Genomic DNA, 17,470 nt, shown 5'->3' on the forward strand with positions numbered 1-17,470 from the left:
AATATGGCGGTGAGGGGGGGATTCGAACCCCCGATACGTTGCCGTATACACACTTTCCAGGCGTGCTCCTTCAGCCACTCGGACACCTCACCATATTGTTTTGCTGCCTGACCGCTTGGGGGGCAACGGGGCGCTACTATAGGGAGTTGCGCTAACACGGTCAAGCAGATTTTCAGCTTTAGTGCCTGTTCGGTTAAGCATTAATCAGCTCCACGGTTTTTACGTCGTGGAGCAGAGGATTAACGCTGTGAATCGAGCACTTCGCTGTTTTTAACCACCTCCTGTGCTTTGCCGTAGCTTTCGATCAACAGCCGGTAAGCCGGGAAGATGTGGGTATACACCTCAGCCCACTCAGCCGCGTCCTCACGGTTCCAGGTTCGCTGGATCTCGGAGGCCACCGCCGCCGTATCCATCGGAACCACGCCGGCCTGCACCAGGCGCGCCAGGGTGATCTCCTGCGCCATTTTGCTGTAGGCACCTGAGGCATCAATCACCGCAAACACTTTATAGCCGTCCGCCACCGCGCTGATTGACGGGAAAGCCATGCAGACGCTGGTGATTGTGCCCGCGATAATCAACGTCTTACGCCCTGTCGCTTTCACCGCCGCCACAAACTCCGGGTTATCCCAGGCGTTGATCTCGCCTTTACGGGCAACATACTGCGCATGCGGCGCGTTGGCGTGGATCTCCGGGATAAGCGGTCCATTCGGTCCCTGTGGGACGGACGCGGTGGTGATCACCGGGATCTTCGCCAGGGGAGCGATTTTTGCCAGCGCAGCCGCACGGGCGCGCAGTTCCGGCATTGGCATATCCCCAACGGTCTGGAACAGACCGCTCTGGTGATCGATAAGCAACATCACCGCATCGTTCACATCAATAACCGGACGTGTGCCATTAAAATTCGCAGGTGTAGACATTATCTTTTCCTTTATTACGTTCAGATCCGGCCGAAGCGGCCGGAGTTAAAATCACGAATGGCTTCGTTGATTTCGCTTTTACTGTTCATCACAAACGGGCCATAGCCCACGATGGGTTCATTCAGCGGCTCGCCGGCCATCAGCAGCACTTTGGCATCGCTGTTCGCCTCCAGGTGCAGTTTGTCGCCTTCCTGGCTCAATACGACCAGCTGAGCTTCACCCGCCTGCGTTGTGCCGTTCACCGTGATGTTGCCTTCAAGCACGACCAGCGCGGTGCTCCAGCCTTCGGGCTGATTGAGCGTCAGGTGGCTTCCCTGGTTCAGCGCAATGTCCCAGACGTTGAGCGGTGAGAAGGTGTGCGCCGGGCCGGTTACAGCCTCGTAGCGACCGGCAATGACCCGCAGCGAACCGCTGTTGTCCGGTAGCGTCACGGTCGGGATCGCATCCTTCGTAATGCTCTGGTAGCCCGGAGCCGCCATCTTGTCTTTGGCCGGCAGGTTGACCCAAAGCTGCATCATTTTCAGTTCTCCGCCTTTCTGCGAGAACGCGCTGGAGTGGAACTCCTCGTGCAAAATGCCTGCACCTGCCGTCATCCACTGCACGTCGCCGGGGCCAATGACGCCGCCTTTGCCCGTAGAATCGCGATGCTCCACTTCACCGGAATAGACGATGGTGACCGTTTCAAAACCCCGGTGAGGGTGTTGGCCTACGCCGCGTTTCGCCCCATCTGCCGGAAAGGTGTACGGGCCCGCGTAGTCCAGCAGCAGGAACGGGCTTAGTGGCTCGCCGTGCGTCTGATAAGAGAACATTGAACGGACCGGGAAACCATCGCCAACCCAGTGCTGGCGGGGAGCGGTATAAACGCCTGTTACGTTTTTCATGATTAACTCCTGATGTTCTGTCGATGTAATTAGCTTATATTCAGAGTTAATATCCCGGTAGATAGTGAAAATGGCATTCACTGTTCTTAAAATAGAACAATGAGGATTTATGCAGGATCTCAATGACTTCGTCTGGTTTGTGAAGGTGGTGGACTACGGTGGCTTTGCCGCAGCGGGAAGGGCGCTTGATCTGCCAAAGTCCAGGCTAAGCCGCCGGATAGCGCAGCTGGAAGAACGCCTTGGCGTGCGGCTTATGCACCGAACAACCCGACAGTTTACGGTGACCGAGGTCGGGCAGACCTTCTACCAGCACTGTAAAGCGATGATGGTAGAGGCCGAGGCCGCGGAGGAAGCCGTTGCGGCACTGCAGGCTGAACCGCGCGGTGTTGTCAGAATTACGTGCCCGATAACTCTGTTGCATGTCCACGTGGGTCCGATGCTGGCCAGATTTATGGCGCGCTACCCCGGGATCAGTCTTCAGCTTGAGGCGACCAACCGGCGGGTAGACCTGGTGGGTGAGGGGGTTGATATCGCTATCCGCGTACGCCCGCGTCCGTTTGATGACAGCGACCTGGTATTAAGGGTGCTGGCTGACAGGGGTCATTGTCTGGTCGCCGGTCCGGCCTTAATTCAACGCCTGGGCGAACCCGTTGTGCCATCTGAACTCAGCGCCTGGCCCGGGTTAAGCATGAACGAGGGGAAACATATTCATAAATGGGCGCTGTCAGGTCCCGGAGGTGCCAAAGCGGAGATCCATTATCACCCCCGATTGATTACCACCGATATGCTGGCGCTACGTGAAGCTGCCATGGCCGGCATCGGCGTGGTGCAACTGCCGATTTTGATGGTCAAGGACCAGCTGGCGTCAGGGGAACTGGTACGGGTGCTCAACGCGTGGGAACCCCGACGGGAAGTGATTCACGCGGTTTATCCTTCGCGGCGCGGCCTGCTGCCGTCGGTCAGGACGCTGGTGGATTTTCTGACCGGAGAGTATGCGCGGATGGTGGAAGAGTAATACTTCCCTCTCCCCTGGGGAGAGGGGAAGGGTGAGGGGGGGATTGACTCGCTTCGCTAGCCCTACGGGCAGCCTGTTCGCTTCGCTCTCAGTCTGTCCAACTGGCTGTCGCCAGTTGTCGAACCCCGGTCGGGGGTTCTCATCCCCCCTTTCTGGAGAATATAAAAGAAAAAAGCCCGTACTTTCGTACGAGCTCTCATCTTAAATATGGCGGTGAGGGGGGGATTCGAACCCCCGATACGTTGCCGTATACACACTTTCCAGGCGTGCTCCTTCAGCCACTCGGACACCTCACCATATTGTCATCCCGTTGTTGCCGGGACGGGCGCTAATGTAAGGAAAAGCCGAACTGCCGTCAACTCACTTTTTCAGTAATTTAGCGCGTTTAGACAAACTTCAAGCAACCTGACTCCTAAATGTGCACAAAGCGCCTCTTTTATCAGCAACGCGGTTTCCTGATAAATTTGTTATGCTGGCAATCCACTTGAAAACGAAAACAAAACAGCGCAATAAGAGGCAGGAATGACCATGGATATTCTCTTCTATCACCCTACATTTGATACCGCTTACTGGATTGACGCACTTTCGGCGGCGCTGCCCGGCGCACGCGTACGCGAGTGGAAGCGTGGCGATAATGAACATGCTGATTATGCACTGGTCTGGAACCCGCCGGTTGAGATGCTACAGGGGCGCAAACTGAAGGCGGTTTTTGCGCTGGGGGCGGGCGTTGATTCGATCCTCAGTAAACTGAAAGCGCACCCAGAAATGCTGCCTGAAAATATTCCGTTGTTCCGTCTCGAAGATACGGGAATGGGCCAGCAGATGCAGGAGTATGCCGTGAGCCAGGTGCTGCACTGGTTCCGCCGCTTCGACGATTATCAGGTCTTTAAACAGCAATCCCACTGGGAGCCGCTGCCGGATTATCGACATGAAGATTTTACCGTTGGGATCCTCGGCGCGGGTGTGCTCGGCTCAAAAGTGGCAGAAGCTCTCGCTCCGTGGGGCTTCCCGCTACGTTGCTGGAGCCGCAGCCGTAAGGACTATCCGGGCGTTGAGAGTTTTGCCGGAACGGATGAGCTTCCGGCCTTTCTGAAAGGCACGCGTGTGCTTATTAACCTGCTGCCGAATACCGCCGAAACGGTGGGCATTATCAATAGTACTCTCCTGAACCAGTTAGCCGAGCAGAGCTATTTAATGAACCTCGCGCGCGGGGTCCATGTCGTGGAAGGCGATCTGCTGAAGGCGCTGGAAAGCGGAAAGCTCAAAGGCGCCATGCTGGATGTCTTTAGCCGTGAGCCGCTGCCCGCGGAAAGTCCGCTGTGGTCGCATCCACGCGTCGCGATGACCCCGCACGTGGCTGCCGTGACGCGTCCGGCAGAAGCGGTGGCGTATATATCCCATACCATCAGCGAAATGGAAAAGGGTAACGCGGTCACCGGACAGGTCGACAGACAGCGCGGCTACTGAGAGAAACCCGGCGTTCGCCGGGTTTTTGCTAATATTCGCCGCTGATACCTGCTATCCTTTGGAAAAACCGCAGAGGAGAGAGAGATGTATCCCGTTGACCTGCATATGCACACCGTCGCCAGCACTCACGCGTATAGCAACCTCCATGATTATATCGCCCAGGCGAAGCTTAAAGGCATCAAGCTGTTCGCGATTACCGATCATGGCCCGGACATGGCGGATGCGCCGCACTACTGGCATTTTGTGAATATGCGGATCTGGCCACGCCTGGTGGACGGTATTGGGATACTGCGCGGCATTGAGGCGAACATCAAAAATACCGACGGTGAGATCGACTGCACCGGCCCGATGCTGACGTCTCTTGACCTTATCCTCGCCGGTTTCCATGAGCCGGTTTTCCCTCCCCAGGATAAAGACACCAACACCGCGGCGATGATTGCCACCATTGCCAGCGGCAATGTGCACATTATCAGCCATCCCGGTAACCCGAAGTATCCGATTGATATTCAGGCTGTCGCGCAGGCGGCAGCGAAGCACCGCGTGGCGCTGGAGATTAATAACTCCTCCTTTGTTCACTCGCGTAAGGGCAGCGAAGCCAACTGCCGCGACGTGGCGGCCGCCGTGCGTGACGCGGGTGGCATGGTGGCGCTGGGATCAGATTCTCATACCGCGTTTACGCTGGGTGATTTCAGCGAGTGCCTGAAAGTGCTGAATGATGTTAACTTCCCGGAAGCGCAAATCCTGAACGTGACCCCACGCCGCATGCTCAATTTCCTCGAGTCGCGCGGAATGGAGCCGATTGCCGAATTTGCCGATCTTTAATTGTGTAATGGAATCATAAAAATGAACGAGTTTTCCATCCTCTGCCGCGTGCTGGGTACGCTCTATTATCGCCAGCCGCAAGACCCGCTGTTGGTTCCGCTCTTTACGTTAATTCGTGAAGGCAAACTGGCGCAGAACTGGCCGCTGGAACAGGATGATTTACTGGAACGTCTGCAAAAAAGCTGCGACATGCAGCAGATTGCGACGGACTACAATGCGCTGTTCGTCGGCGATGAGTGCCGCGTTTCGCCATACCGTTCAGCCTGGCAGGAAGGGGCAACGGAAGCGGAAGTCCGCGCGTTCCTCTCCACGCGCGGTATGCCGCTGAGCGATACGCCGGCCGATCATATCGGTACGCTGCTGCTGGCGGCGTCCTGGATCGAAGACAACGCTGGTGATGATGAGAACGAAGCCATTGAAACCTTGTTCGAAACGTACCTGCTGCCGTGGGTCGGGACATTCCTGGGTAAAGTCGAAGCGCATGCCGCTTCGCCATTCTGGAGAACGCTGGCCCCGCTGACCCGCGACGCTATCGCGGCAATGTGGGATGAGCTGGAAGAAGAAAACGAAGAGTGATACATATCACATAAATTCTGCAACTCAACATTCCAACTTGCACGTAATGTGCTGCTGATCTCATTTCTATGGTGCGCTTCTGCTAAGATGCGCGCCATGAACATATTACTTTGTATCGCAATAACGACAGGTATTCTCTCCGGACTCTGGGGATGGGTTGCCGTGTCTCTCGGATTGCTCAGCTGGGCCGGGTTCCTCGGCTGTACCGCCTATTTCGCCTGTCCGCAGGGGGGCGTCAAAGGGCTCTTTATCTCTGGCTGCACGCTGATGAGCGGTGTTATTTGGGCGCTGGTGATCGTGAAGGGCAGCGCGCTGGCACCGCATCTGGAAATCCTGGGATACGTCATGACGGGTGTCGTCGCCTTTTTAATGTGCATCCAGGCCAGGCATCTGCTGCTTTCATTTGTGCCGGGAACCTTTATGGGGGCATGTGCGACCTTTGCAGGGCAGGGGGACTGGAAGCTGGTGGTTCCCTCCCTGGCGCTGGGATTGCTGTTTGGCTATGCCATGAAAAACAGCGGTCTATGGCTGGCGTCGCGGCGGGAAAAAGCGCAAAACATCACGGCGGTGAGCGAATAAAAAAAAGGCGAGATAATCATCTCGCCTTTTTTATGCGCTTCCTGTCAGGATTCCGGAGGGACTGACATATCGCGGTATTTCACCAGAATCGGGTTCTGCACGTCTGCTTTGTTTTGCAGATCCCACAGCCCGCGGTCTATACCGTCGTTAATTAAGTAGATCACGCCGGTTTCAATGGCTGACATCAGACACATCATGACCGGTTCGTTAGAGGTGTAGCCGATTTCACCTTCCAGCAAACGCTGGTAATCGATGAAGCGGAATACCCCAGCCTGAACTTCATAAGACAGAATGGTTTTGCTGGTGTTCACTGAAGAGAGCACTTCGCCTGTACTGACGTTAACCACACGCAGGTTAACGGCGATTTGGTCGAGCTGATACTGGGTATCCGCACCGATACCGAAGTAACGTGCTCCCGCACCACCTGATTTAACGTTACTTTCGTAGCCAATAATCGATCCTTCAATCATCACGTTCGCTGCTGCCAGAGATTCCAGAGGCGTTCGGTTATTGGCCGCGACGGTACCATTTTCCTGTGCGGCGCGAATGATTTTCCGTTCATTCAACAGGTTCTGGAGACCCTGACGTTCCAGCGGAATAAACCAGTGCGAATCCTTGAGCGCGGTAACCAGCATCGCGGTGGCGCTTTGCGGCACGGCCGTGGAGAAGTTACTTGCCGGGTAAGGTTTAAATTGCCCGGTTTCATCCTGAATGTTGTATACGGAGACAAATATTTTCCCCGTTGGAGCAGGTAAATGCGTTAAATCACGATAACTCTGGGCCCGAGGCATTAATGTAGGTTTTGCAGCTTCTTTAGGTGGAGCAGTTAAACAACCGCTCAATAAGCACACTGCAACAAATATCAGGAAGCGCTGCATGATCGTTGTCCTTATTTAGCTATTGTTTAAAAGTCAGTTGAATTACTTTGTAGACCGGAAACCTGAATGGTGGAGATTCTTCCGGTTTTTCGATCGGTTACGTTCAACTGAAGCTGTCCGTCCGTGTTGGCGATATCAACGATAAAGTCGTTGGTCACCATCCGGCCGGGTTTACCGGTATTAATGTTGGTCAGTAACCCACCTAAAATCTGCGACTGGATAGCCTGAGTGAAGTTGTCCAGTGCGGACGGGGTATCAATGCTAAAATCCTTTAAGCTCGGATCCTTATAGGAGTTTTGCGCCTGGGCTTCGTTCAGAAGGAACGCGCCGTTATTAGGGTTACCGCCAAAGTTAGGGTTACGGAACTGAAACGTCATATTTCCGGCCCAGCTGATGGGTGTTATCAGCATTATCGAAACAACTGCATATGCAATACGCATGACAGCCTCCGGATATCGGTTCGCTAGAACTCGTCTTTTGCTAAATCGCTGGTGCTTAATAGGGCTTTATCTATTTGCAGGCGATTAATAGCGTCTTCTGATTGTTCCAGTGCTAAGACGACGTTTTTATCGAAGTCTATTTTGGTCGGGAATAAAAACGTTTGATAAATAACGTTCTGATTAGCCGTTATTGTTATCCAACTTCCCCATCGTGCACTGGGCCGCTCGTTGATTGTTATATTACCCGTGTAAGTACTGTCCCATTTGTCACTGAAGGCACGGTAAAAAGTGTGCCCGACTGATGAGACAGTGTGGTCTGTTAACAATCCGGGAACTTCGACCTCGACGGCCTTCAGATTCCCGGCAGCGAGCAGGAAACTCGCTGCGGCGATCCAACTCAACGTGCGCTTCATGTGATTAACGCCTGAGGTTATCGTTTGCCCACGAAACAGCCTGAGTTCGGTTTTTCACAGCTATCTTCTTGAAAAGATTATAAAGGTGCGTCTTTACCGTATTTTCGCTGATAAATAACGAACGGGCGATTTCAATATTTGAAGCACCAATGCGTAACTTGTTCAGGATCTCTTTCTCACGGTGTGTGAGCAGGGCTGACTCTGAGCTGTTATAGCGATAATTTCCGGAATGCGTGATGAGATAGCTGGCAAGCTTTTGCGAAAAATAACACTCTCCGCGCAATATACCTTGCAGCCCCTCTACCACCCGGTCTTCTTCTTCCGTGACGTAGAACACGCCATTGATATGCGGCCAGCTTTCAATATCTCTGAAAGGATATTCATCAGGCGTATTCAACAATAGCACGCGGATATTATTGTTTTTCCTGCTTAAAATATCTTGCCAGTAATGGATAAGCTTTTTATCAGCTTCCATCATATCGAAAAGAATGATGCTGCCAGGTGCAATATCATCAAAAGAACGTTGAATATTATGCAATTTCCCGTTCAGTGATAATGATTGCTTTAAATGTTGTAATAAAGCTGTCGCTTGCAAAGAAGGTTTTGTGATCAACAGTAATGTATGACCATGTAAACTATGGACTTCATTATACATGATGAAACCCCACTTTTTTTTGGCACCTGGCAGCTGTCCTCCTGTTTAAAAGAGGACACCAGAAGTACTGACAGATGTTGCACTGCTGTGTGTAGAATCAGACCATAACCTCCACAGGGAGGTAAATATAAAACCAATTTCGTACATCTAATTTCAATCTAGCTTTTACGAAGTTTAAAGCAAGTGTTAAACATGTAACAGGATGTAAAAATTAATATTAATTTGTGAAATTTGGTTGTTTGGAATGGCTATAATTGATGAGAAAGTTGTACACATAAATAGAGGTGCACAGATTTTAAAAATCATACAAATATTTCTAATGTATTGATTTTTAATATCATTTTTTATTTTTGTAAAGCGATAATTAAGTATGAGTTTCAGATGATTTCTAAGCCCACGAATGAGTGAATGACTGGCTTAAGAAAAGAGGCTTCGTGTCACGCGTTGAGAAAAATGTTCTCCTGCCGTTACGTTTAAACAACCCGGGAGGAAGCGTGGACAGCCTTCGTGTCGTTGTACAACCCTTTCGTAATACACCTTTAATAAAAAATATAAGCTGGCCTGATTAAAGTCATTTTTGACGTAAATTACGACTTTGTGGTGAGCCGATAAATAAAAATAAGCCGCGTGGGTGAGATATTTAAAATGTTTCAGCGGACATACTCTTCACCGTAACGACGCGTTAACACAATACGAGTCGTTTTAACAAGTAACATTGTTAAAGGGTTATGGCACGATTAAATAGCCAGGTCCAGGGTGACAACATGAAAAACGCATCGTTAATTATGATGTTTACATTACTGGGTGCGCCTGGATTTGTAACCGCAGCGAATTCAGATTTGGCAAATTCTGAATATAACTTTGCGGTTAACGAATTAAGTCTTTCATCACTAAATCAGGCAGCCATTATTGGTCAACGGGGCGTTTTCAATAACGCTGAGGTTAGCCAGGACGGTTCAAGACTCTTATCCATTGTATCCCAGGATGGGGTAGGTAACAGAGCGAGAGTTGATCAATCAGGGGGTTACAATATTGCCTGGATCGATCAGAGCGGTAACGCGAATGATGCAGGTATTACGCAAGATGGATACGGTAATAGCGCGAAAATTATCCAGAAAGGGTCGGGTAATAGAGCAAATATTACGCAGTACGGTACGCAGAAAACCGCAGTTGTAGTGCAGAAACAGTCGCAAATGGCGATTAACGTTATTCAACATTAGCGCGTTGGCGACGACTTTAATCAATCCGATGGGGGTTTACCATGAAATTTCTCAAAGTGGCAGCGCTTGCAGCAATCGTAGTTTCTGGTAGTGCTATGGCGGGTTCTATTAATCAGGGCGGCTGGGGTCATGGACATGGTCATGGCGGATACAGTGGCCCAAATTCCACCCTGAATATTTATCAGGACGGTGGCGGTAACTCAGCGGTAGCTCTGCAGACAGACGCCAGAAATTCTGTCCTGAATATTAGCCAGAAAGGTGGCGGTAACGGCGCTGACGTTGGTCAGGGTTCTGATGATAGTAAAATCAACCTGTCCCAGAAAGGTTTTGGCAACAGTGCGACACTTGATCAGTGGAACAGTAAAAAATCCGTTATGAACGTTAGCCAGTCCGGCGGCTTTAACGGTGCACTCGTAGACCAGACTGCTTCCAACTCGACTGTCAACGTGACCCAGATCGGTTTTGGTAACCACGCGACAGCTCATCAGTACTGATACTGAAATCTGTGCTACAAAAAAACAGGGCTGATGCCCTGTTTTTTTTCGGGAGTTCATCATGAATACTTTAATTCTCCTTGCCGCGCTTTCCAGCCAGATCACCTTCAAAACGTCACAGCAGGAAAATATGACCACCATTATTCCTCAGGTCACTCTGGCGCAGTCGTGTGATTGTCAGGTTCAGATTGTTTCTTTACGAGAAGGGCAGGGGGGGCAAAGTTCTTCCCGGCAGCAAAACACACTTTTTATACCCGCTAATCAGACGATTGATTTAATGCGCCTGAGTTTAAATATTAGCGCGGGAGACACGGTGAAAATCGTTGTCACCGTTTCAGACGGTAAATCGCTACATTTATCACAACAGTGGTCGCCAACGGAACGCTCGCTCTAAACATTCATGAAATCAATATGTTGAGAATATGGCGGGTCTGTACCGTTGAGCTATGCTGATATCACGGACCTGGTCGTTATGTTCCGTAACGTGAAACTTCGTTTGCCCTAATAAATGAAGCGCGTTTACCCCTCATGGACGATTATCTTTGAGGAGTACCTATAATGAACAACTATTTTGCTCGACTCGTGGCAGGTCTGGGTCTGGTCGTTTCTGCTTTGAGTATCCCGGCTTATTCGGCCACGGTTGTTGACGGTGGCGTCATTCATTTCCGCGGTGCTATTGTTGCAGACCCCTGTGAAGTCGCCCCCCAGAAGCAACAGATTGCAATGTCATGTCCAAATAATAACCGTATGCAAACGCGTATGGTCAGCTATACAGAGGCGCTTAACGGGAAAGTGAGCGACTCAAACCTGGCAACGCTCAATATGAAATACCTTAATCCTGAAAAAACGCTCGCGGTTGTCGAAATCCAGTATCGCTAGTGCGCGTTCTCGCGCCCTGCGGTGAAAGAGGATTTTTTCTGATAGTTTTTTCTCCCGGTCTCCTCTGCGATACACTTAAGAAAATGGCGGGTTGCAGAGGGGCTTTATGAAACCGCAAATTGAAATTATTCATGGCGATATTACGACAGTGCACGTCGACGTCATCGTCAATGCGGCCAATCCATCCCTGATGGGAGGGGGCGGCGTGGACGGGGCTATCCACCGGGCTGCCGGACCGCAGCTGCTGGAAGCCTGTAAAACCGTGCGCCAACAGCAGGGCGAATGTCCTCCCGGTCACGCGGTGATTACGCTGGCGGGCAATCTGCCTGCGAGAGCGGTAATTCACGCCGTAGGGCCTGTCTGGCATGGCGGGGATCAGCACGAAGCGAGTATTCTGGAAGAGGCTTACCGGAACTGTCTGCGACTGGCTGCCGACAATGGTTATAAAACGATGGCGTTTCCGGCCATCAGCACAGGCGTGTATGGTTACCCTAAGGCCGCTGCCGCAACGATTGCCGTAGAAACGGTTTACCGCTATTTGTCGTTAAAACCGCTGCCAGAGAAGGTGATTTTTGTCTGTTTCGACGACGACACCACGCATCTTTATCAGCGGCTTCTGACTCAGCGCAGACAAGAACTGGAGAGCTGATGCAAACGCGGCGCATCGGATGCGCCGCGTGATTTATGAGGCTTTTGCCTGTGGTTTTCCTGAAAAGAGGAAGCGCAGGAGCGGGATCCGCAGATGGATTTCGTAGAGTACGATTGCTACCCCTACAACAAACACCAGCCCGGTAAAAAAACCCAGCGTGTTGGAGGCGATGTGCGGTGTGATGTAAGCCCCGAAGAAAAGCGTCAACGGATGATGCACCAGATAGATAAACAGTGACGCATTAACGAAGTAGGTCACGCGACTGGACTTAAAGTTCAGCAAGCGGTGGCCCAGCGCGAATACCACGTTCACCATCCACAGCCCAAGCAGCATAGTGATCACGCTTTCCGTTTCATACATCCAGGCATCGCCGCTGCCGTAGCGCTGATTCAGCAGATAGGCCGCGAACGCGAGGCTTGCCCCCAGCGCGCACCACGGTGACGGGGTGACAAACAGCGATTTAAGCTTCGGATGAATAAAGGCCAGCGCGCCGATTAAAAAGAACGGAATGTAGAACAGGGACTGCATCACCACAAAATTAAATAACCCGTCGCTCAAAATCGGCGGGTAGACGATAAGCAGCGTTCGGCGCACGGCCGCATAGGCAATCCCCAACAGCAAGAAGAGCACTGACAATTTGCCCATCGTAACGTTGGCGAAGAAGGTGTCGGCTTTTGTACTCAGACGGTGGCGCAGGCGGCTGAAAATCAACAGGCTCACCGTTGTGAGCACCACCAGGACCAGCAGGAACCACAGGTGAGACACCAGCTCCCAGACCAGCGTATTGTACTTTTCATACAGCGTAAGGTTCGGCCAGTTCTCCGCTTTGCCTTTGACGTATTGCAACATAATGAACTGAGGCAGCGTCAGCAGTGGAATTGCGGTCAGCATGGGGATCCCCACGCGCTCTACGCGCACTTTCCACCAGCGCTTGAGCGGGTATCGTAGAAACAGCATGTAAGAAAAATAGCCGGATATGACGAAGAACACCTGCATACGGAAGGCGTGAATAAAGTCATTAAACAGCGTCAGCCACCAGGAGGGCATCTGGCTATTCACATGCCAGGTGTGGCTGGAGTAAATCAGTGAAATGTGAAAGGGGATCCCCAATAGCATCAGCCAGGCCCTGATCGAGTCGAGGAAATATTCACGTTCTGTTGGTGTTGTGCTCATATAACGTTGTGCATTCTCAGACTTTTCGTCTTATCCCTAAGACTCATAATGGTTACATTCGAAGCCAACCCTACACCAAGACCGACACCCTGTCTCCAGGATAAGCACGCAAAGTGAATAGCGGGTTCTTTCATTTGCTTATTCCATGAGCCAGCAGCTGAACAAAGCAGTGATAATGTTGTCGGATTGCCTGAGTTTCCATTAAAATGGATCGGATCGATATAAGCACACAAAGGGGGAAGTGCTTACTTATTATGAAACATAAACCACAGATGATGAAAATGCGTTGGTTGGGTGCTGCAGTGGTGTTATCACTGTATACCTCATCGGCACTGGCCTTTAACATCGACGATGTCGCAAAACAGGCAAAATCGATGGCAGGCAAGAGCTACGAAGCGCCGAAAAGTAACTTGCCCTCCGTTTTCCGCGACATGAAGTATGCGGACTATCAGCAGATCCAGTTCAATCACGACAAAGCGTACTGGAGCAATATTAAAACCCCGTTCAAGCTTGAATTTTATCATCAGGGTATGTACTTCGACACGCCTGTTGCCATCAATGAAGTGACGGCAACCGCGGTACGTAAGATCAAGTACAGCCCGGATTACTTCAATTTTGGCAATGTGCAACACGACAAAGATACGGTGAAAGACCTGGGCTTTGCAGGCTTTAAGGTGCTTTACCCAATCAACAGCAAAGATAAAAACGACGAAATCGTCAGCATGCTTGGAGCCAGCTATTTCCGCGTCATTGGCGCGGGGCAGGTGTACGGGCTTTCTGCGCGCGGTCTGGCTATTGATACCGCGCTGCCATCAGGTGAAGAGTTCCCACGTTTCCGTGAGTTCTGGATTGAACGTCCAAAACCAACGGATAAGCGTCTGACCATTTATGCACTCCTGGATTCCCCGCGTGCAACCGGTGCCTATCGCTTTGTGATTATGCCGGGTCGTGACACGGTAGTTGACGTGCAGTCCAAGGTTTACCTGCGTGATAAAGTGGGCAAGCTGGGCGTTGCGCCGTTGACCAGTATGTTCCTGTTCGGGCCGAACCAGCCGTCACCGGCAACCAACTTCCGCCCGGAACTGCATGACTCCAACGGTCTGTCTATTCATGCCGGTAACGGTGAGTGGATCTGGCGTCCGCTGAATAACCCGAAACATCTGGCGGTTAGCAGCTTCGCAATGGAAAACCCGCAAGGTTTTGGCCTGCTGCAGCGTGGTCGTCAGTTCTCCCGCTTTGAAGATTTGGACGATCGCTATGACCAGCGTCCAAGCGCCTGGGTCACGCCAAACGGTGACTGGGGTAAAGGTAAGGTCGAGCTGGTAGAAATTCCAACCAACGACGAAACCAACGATAACATCGTCGCTTACTGGACGCCGGATCAGCTGCCGGAAGCCGGTAAAGAGATGAACTTCAAGTACACCATTACCTTCAGCCGCGACGAAGATAAGCTGCATGCGCCGGATAACGCGTATGTAATGCAGACTCGCCGCTCAACGGGTGATGTGAAGCAGTCTAATCTTATCCGTCAGCCTGACGGTACCGTGGCGTTTGTCGTGGACTTCACAGGCCAGGATATGAAGAAACTGTCACCGGACACCGCCGTTGCCGCTCAGGCCAGCATCGGTGATAACGGTGAAATCGTTGAGAATACCGTGCGTTACAACCCGGTAACCAAAGGCTGGCGTCTGACCCTGCGCGTGAAAGTGAAAGATCCGAAACAGACCACTGAAATGCGTGCTGCGCTGGTCAGTAACGATCAGCCGCTGAGTGAAACCTGGAGCTATCAGCTACCTGCCAATGAATAATACATCTGAATATATTGATGCCATGCCGCTGACGGATATCGAAAAAGCGGCACTGCCAAAGAGCGACATCCGCGCGGTTCACACCGCGCTGGATGGTGAACATCATACGTTTTCCCGTGATGATGATACGCCGCTCGGGTCAGTCAAGGCGCGTCTGGAGCAGGCCTGGCCGGACTCGCTGGCGGAAGGGCAGTTGATTAAAGACGATGAAGGACGCGATCAGCTTCAGGCGATGCCGAAGGCTACGCGTTCCTCTATGTTCCCCGATCCATGGCGCACCAACCCGGTGGGTCGCTTCTGGGATCGCCTGCGCGGGCGTGATGTGACGCCGCGCTATCTGTCGCGCCTGACGAAAGAAGAGCAGGCGTCCGAACAGAAATGGCGTACCGTCGGGACAATCCGTCGCTATATCCTGCTGCTTCTGACGCTTGCGCAGACGGTCGTCGCAACCTGGTACATGAAAACTATCCTGCCTTACCAAGGCTGGGCGTTTATCAATCCGACGGACATGATGGGCCAGGATCTCTGGGTCTCCTTCATGCAGCTGCTGCCGTATATCCTGCAGAGTGGCATTCTCCTGCTGTTCGCGGTCCTCTTCTGCTGGGTCTCGGCCGGTTTCTGGACCGCGCTGATGGGCTTCCTGCAGCTGCTCATGGGGCGTGACAAATACAGCATTTCAGCGTCAACGGTCGGGGATGAACCCCTCAATCCCGAGCACCGTACCGCGCTGATTATGCCTATCTGTAACGAAGACGTTGACCGCGTATTTGCGGGCCTGCGTGCGACCTGGGAGTCCGTGAAGGCGACCGGCAACGCGGAGCATTTCGACGTTTACATCCTGAGCGACAGCTACAACCCGGATATCTGCGTTGCGGAACAAAAAGCGTGGATGGAGCTGATTGCAGAAGTGCAGGGCGAAGGCCAGATCTTCTACCGCCGCCGTCGTCGTCGCGTGAAGCGTAAAAGCGGTAACATCGATGACTTCTGCCGTCGCTGGGGTAACCAGTACAGCTACATGGTGGTGCTGGATGCTGACTCCGTCATGAGCGGAGACTGCCTGAGCGGTCTGGTGCGCCTGATGGAAGCCAACCCTAACGCGGGTATCATTCAGTCTTCGCCAAAAGCGTCCGGTATGGACACGCTGTATGCGCGCTGCCAGCAGTTCGCCACCCGTGTTTACGGGCCGCTGTTTACGGCGGGTCTGCACTTCTGGCAGCTGGGTGAATCGCACTACTGGGGCCACAACGCCATTATCCGCGTGAAGCCGTTCATTGAGCACTGTGCGCTGGCGCCGCTGCCGGGTGAGGGTTCGTTTGCCGGTTCTATTCTGTCGCACGACTTCGTAGAAGCGGCGCTGATGCGTCGTGCTGGCTGGGGCGTCTGGATTGCCTACGACCTGCCGGGATCGTACGAAGAGCTGCCGCCGAACCTTCTGGACGAGCTCAAGCGTGACCGCCGCTGGTGTCATGGTAACCTGATGAACTTCCGTCTGTTCCTGGTAAAAGGGATGCACCCGGTTCACCGAGCGGTATTCCTGACCGGCGTGATGTCCTATCTCTCTGCACCGCTGTGGTTTATGTTCCTGGCGCTGTCGACTGCCTTACAGGTGGTTCATGCCCTGACGGAGCCGCAATACTTCCTGCAACCGCGGCAGCTGTTCCCGGTGTGGCCGCAGTGGCGTCCGGAGCTGGCGATTGCGCTGTTTGCCTCCACCATGGTGCTGCTGTTCCTGCCTAAGCTGCTCAGTATCATTCTGATCTGGTGCAAAGGCTCGAAAGAGTACGGCGGTTTCTTCCGCGTGACCCTTTCTCTGCTGCTGGAAGTGCTGTTCTCCGTCCTGCTGGCGCCGGTACGTATGCTGTTCCACACCGTGTTTGTGGTCAGTGCGTTCCTGGGCTGGGAAGTGGTCTGGAACTCGCCGCAGCGTGACGATGACTCCACGCCGTGGGGAGAAGCCTTTATGCGACACGGCTCTCAGCTGCTGCTGGGTCTGGTGTGGGCGGCCGGGATGGCCTGGCTGGATCTGCGCTTCCTGTTCTGGCTGGCGCCGATTGTCTTCTCGCTGATCCTGTCGCCGTTTGTGTCCGTGATTTCCAGCCGTTCAACGGTGGGGCTGCGAACCAAACGCTGGAAACTCTTCCTGATCCCGGAAGAATATTCCCCGCCGCAGGTGCTGGTGGATACCGATCGTTACCTGGAACAGAACCGCAGTCGCTCGCTGGATGACGGCTTCATGCACGCCGTGTTTAACCCGTCATTCAACGCCCTGGCAACGGCAATGGCGACGGCGCGTCACCGCGCCAGCCAGGTGCTTGAGATTGCCCGCGATCGTCACGTTGAGCAGGCGCTTAACGAGACCCCGGAAAAACTCAACCGCGACCGTCGTCTGGTGCTGTTGAGCGACCCGGTGACAATGGCGCGTCTTCACTACCGCGTGTGGTCCGCTCCGGAGAAATACTCTTCGTGGGTGAATTACTATAAGGACGTGAAGCTGAACCCGCTCGCGCTGAAGGCGAAGTAAGTTGTTAAGAAGGGACGGGTAAGCGAATCGCCACCCGCCAGATAAAATACCGGCTTAATCGCCGGTATTTTTTTAGAGGTTAA

At 52.7% G+C, this 17,470-nt stretch carries 19 protein-coding genes and 2 tRNA genes; 12 read left to right on the forward strand and 9 right to left on the reverse strand.

Translation table 11 applies throughout. The features are described from left to right. Nucleotides 1-4 precede the first annotated feature (4 nt). From ACMWLG_RS01755 to ACMWLG_RS01765, 3 genes are all read right to left on the reverse strand, one after another. A tRNA-Ser gene (locus tag ACMWLG_RS01755) sits at nt 5-92 on the reverse strand. A gap of 147 nt (nt 93-239) precedes the next feature. Beyond that, nucleotides 240-917 carry an isochorismatase family protein gene (locus ACMWLG_RS01760; protein ID WP_045401818.1) on the reverse strand — a complete coding sequence of 226 codons (678 nt, stop codon included), beginning with the start codon at nt 915-917 and terminating at the stop codon, nt 240-242. 20 nt (nt 918-937) lie between these two features. Continuing rightward, nucleotides 938-1,798: a pirin family protein gene (locus ACMWLG_RS01765; protein ID WP_045401823.1), complete on the reverse strand. Its 861-nt coding sequence runs from the start codon at nt 1,796-1,798 to the stop codon at nt 938-940. A 109-nt stretch (nt 1,799-1,907) separates the two neighbouring features. Here ACMWLG_RS01765 and ACMWLG_RS01770 point away from each other — a divergent pair, with 109 nt between their 5' ends. Continuing rightward, complete coding sequence (locus tag ACMWLG_RS01770) at nt 1,908-2,813, forward strand: LysR family transcriptional regulator (RefSeq protein WP_045401826.1); 906 nt, start codon at nt 1,908-1,910, stop codon at nt 2,811-2,813. 208 nt (nt 2,814-3,021) lie between these two features. Here ACMWLG_RS01770 and ACMWLG_RS01775 read toward each other — a convergent pair. Beyond that, nucleotides 3,022-3,109: transfer RNA gene (locus ACMWLG_RS01775), tRNA-Ser, on the reverse strand. Nucleotides 3,110-3,341: 232 nt separating this feature from the next. On the opposite strand from ACMWLG_RS01775, the gene ghrA reads away from it, so the two are divergent. The 4 genes from ghrA to ACMWLG_RS01795 all read left to right on the forward strand — a co-directional run bounded on the left by ghrA (nt 3,342) and on the right by ACMWLG_RS01795 (nt 6,257). Further along, a complete protein-coding gene (ghrA, locus tag ACMWLG_RS01780) occupies nt 3,342-4,280 on the forward strand; it encodes a glyoxylate/hydroxypyruvate reductase GhrA (protein ID WP_414762940.1) in 939 nt (312 codons plus the stop codon). A gap of 84 nt (nt 4,281-4,364) precedes the next feature. Then, on the forward strand, nt 4,365-5,102 hold the full coding sequence (locus ACMWLG_RS01785) for a phosphatase (protein ID WP_045401833.1): 738 nt from the start codon (nt 4,365-4,367) through the stop codon (nt 5,100-5,102). A gap of 21 nt (nt 5,103-5,123) precedes the next feature. Continuing rightward, nucleotides 5,124-5,678, forward strand: coding sequence for a molecular chaperone (locus ACMWLG_RS01790; RefSeq protein WP_045401838.1), 555 nt, complete (start codon nt 5,124-5,126; stop codon nt 5,676-5,678). A gap of 96 nt (nt 5,679-5,774) precedes the next feature. Beyond that, the gene (locus tag ACMWLG_RS01795) at nt 5,775-6,257 is read left to right on the forward strand and encodes a DUF1097 domain-containing protein (RefSeq protein ID WP_072162394.1); all 483 of its coding nucleotides are present in this window, start codon (nt 5,775-5,777) and stop codon (nt 6,255-6,257) included. Nucleotides 6,258-6,301: 44 nt separating this feature from the next. Here the strand turns inward: ACMWLG_RS01795 and csgG are convergent, their stop codons facing one another. From csgG to csgD, 4 genes are read right to left on the reverse strand one after another with little or no spacing between them, the layout of a single operon-like run. Beyond that, nucleotides 6,302-7,135 (reverse strand): curli production assembly/transport protein CsgG, encoded by an 834-nt coding sequence (gene csgG, locus ACMWLG_RS01800; protein WP_024908984.1) that lies wholly within the window; start codon nt 7,133-7,135, stop codon nt 6,302-6,304. A 26-nt stretch (nt 7,136-7,161) separates the two neighbouring features. After that, nucleotides 7,162-7,575: a curli production assembly/transport protein CsgF gene (csgF, locus tag ACMWLG_RS01805; RefSeq protein ID WP_023311106.1), complete on the reverse strand. Its 414-nt coding sequence runs from the start codon at nt 7,573-7,575 to the stop codon at nt 7,162-7,164. 23 nt (nt 7,576-7,598) lie between these two features. Continuing rightward, complete coding sequence (gene csgE / locus ACMWLG_RS01810) at nt 7,599-7,988, reverse strand: curli production assembly/transport protein CsgE (RefSeq protein WP_045401843.1); 390 nt, start codon at nt 7,986-7,988, stop codon at nt 7,599-7,601. Nucleotides 7,989-7,992: 4 nt separating this feature from the next. Then, nucleotides 7,993-8,643 (reverse strand): biofilm master transcriptional regulator CsgD, encoded by a 651-nt coding sequence (gene csgD / locus ACMWLG_RS01815; protein WP_021240790.1) that lies wholly within the window; start codon nt 8,641-8,643, stop codon nt 7,993-7,995. 764 nt (nt 8,644-9,407) lie between these two features. On the opposite strand from csgD, the gene csgB reads away from it, so the two are divergent. The 5 genes from csgB to ymdB all read left to right on the forward strand — a co-directional run bounded on the left by csgB (nt 9,408) and on the right by ymdB (nt 11,885). Continuing rightward, nucleotides 9,408-9,863, forward strand: coding sequence for a curli minor subunit CsgB (gene csgB, locus ACMWLG_RS01820; protein ID WP_029739999.1), 456 nt, complete (start codon nt 9,408-9,410; stop codon nt 9,861-9,863). Between the two features lie 41 nt (nt 9,864-9,904). Continuing rightward, a complete protein-coding gene (gene csgA / locus ACMWLG_RS01825) occupies nt 9,905-10,357 on the forward strand; it encodes a curli major subunit CsgA (RefSeq protein WP_023311110.1) in 453 nt (150 codons plus the stop codon). A 61-nt stretch (nt 10,358-10,418) separates the two neighbouring features. After that, nucleotides 10,419-10,751 carry a curli assembly chaperone CsgC gene (csgC, locus tag ACMWLG_RS01830; protein WP_023311111.1) on the forward strand — a complete coding sequence of 111 codons (333 nt, stop codon included), beginning with the start codon at nt 10,419-10,421 and terminating at the stop codon, nt 10,749-10,751. Nucleotides 10,752-10,915: 164 nt separating this feature from the next. After that, nucleotides 10,916-11,236 (forward strand): hypothetical protein, encoded by a 321-nt coding sequence (locus ACMWLG_RS01835; protein WP_023311112.1) that lies wholly within the window; start codon nt 10,916-10,918, stop codon nt 11,234-11,236. Nucleotides 11,237-11,342: 106 nt separating this feature from the next. Next, complete coding sequence (gene ymdB, locus ACMWLG_RS01840; RefSeq protein ID WP_023311113.1) at nt 11,343-11,885, forward strand: O-acetyl-ADP-ribose deacetylase; 543 nt, start codon at nt 11,343-11,345, stop codon at nt 11,883-11,885. 33 nt (nt 11,886-11,918) lie between these two features. Here the strand turns inward: ymdB and mdoC are convergent, their stop codons facing one another. Beyond that, on the reverse strand, nt 11,919-13,058 hold the full coding sequence (mdoC, locus tag ACMWLG_RS01845; RefSeq protein WP_039261736.1) for a glucans biosynthesis protein MdoC: 1,140 nt from the start codon (nt 13,056-13,058) through the stop codon (nt 11,919-11,921). Between the two features lie 254 nt (nt 13,059-13,312). Between mdoC and mdoG the strand changes: the two genes are divergently transcribed. Both mdoG and mdoH read left to right on the forward strand, forming a co-directional pair. Further along, the gene (mdoG, locus tag ACMWLG_RS01850) at nt 13,313-14,866 is read left to right on the forward strand and encodes a glucans biosynthesis protein MdoG (protein WP_021240787.1); all 1,554 of its coding nucleotides are present in this window, start codon (nt 13,313-13,315) and stop codon (nt 14,864-14,866) included. Further along, nucleotides 14,859-17,387 carry a glucans biosynthesis glucosyltransferase MdoH gene (mdoH, locus tag ACMWLG_RS01855; RefSeq protein WP_023311116.1) on the forward strand — a complete coding sequence of 843 codons (2,529 nt, stop codon included), beginning with the start codon at nt 14,859-14,861 and terminating at the stop codon, nt 17,385-17,387. The genes mdoG and mdoH overlap by 8 nt, the downstream gene beginning before the upstream one ends. Nucleotides 17,388-17,470 lie beyond the last annotated feature (83 nt).

The sequence above is a fragment of the Enterobacter sp. 01-M-02-SI-ECC genome, assembly GCF_047530595.1.
Lineage (GTDB): Bacteria > Pseudomonadota > Gammaproteobacteria > Enterobacterales > Enterobacteriaceae > Enterobacter > Enterobacter cloacae_M.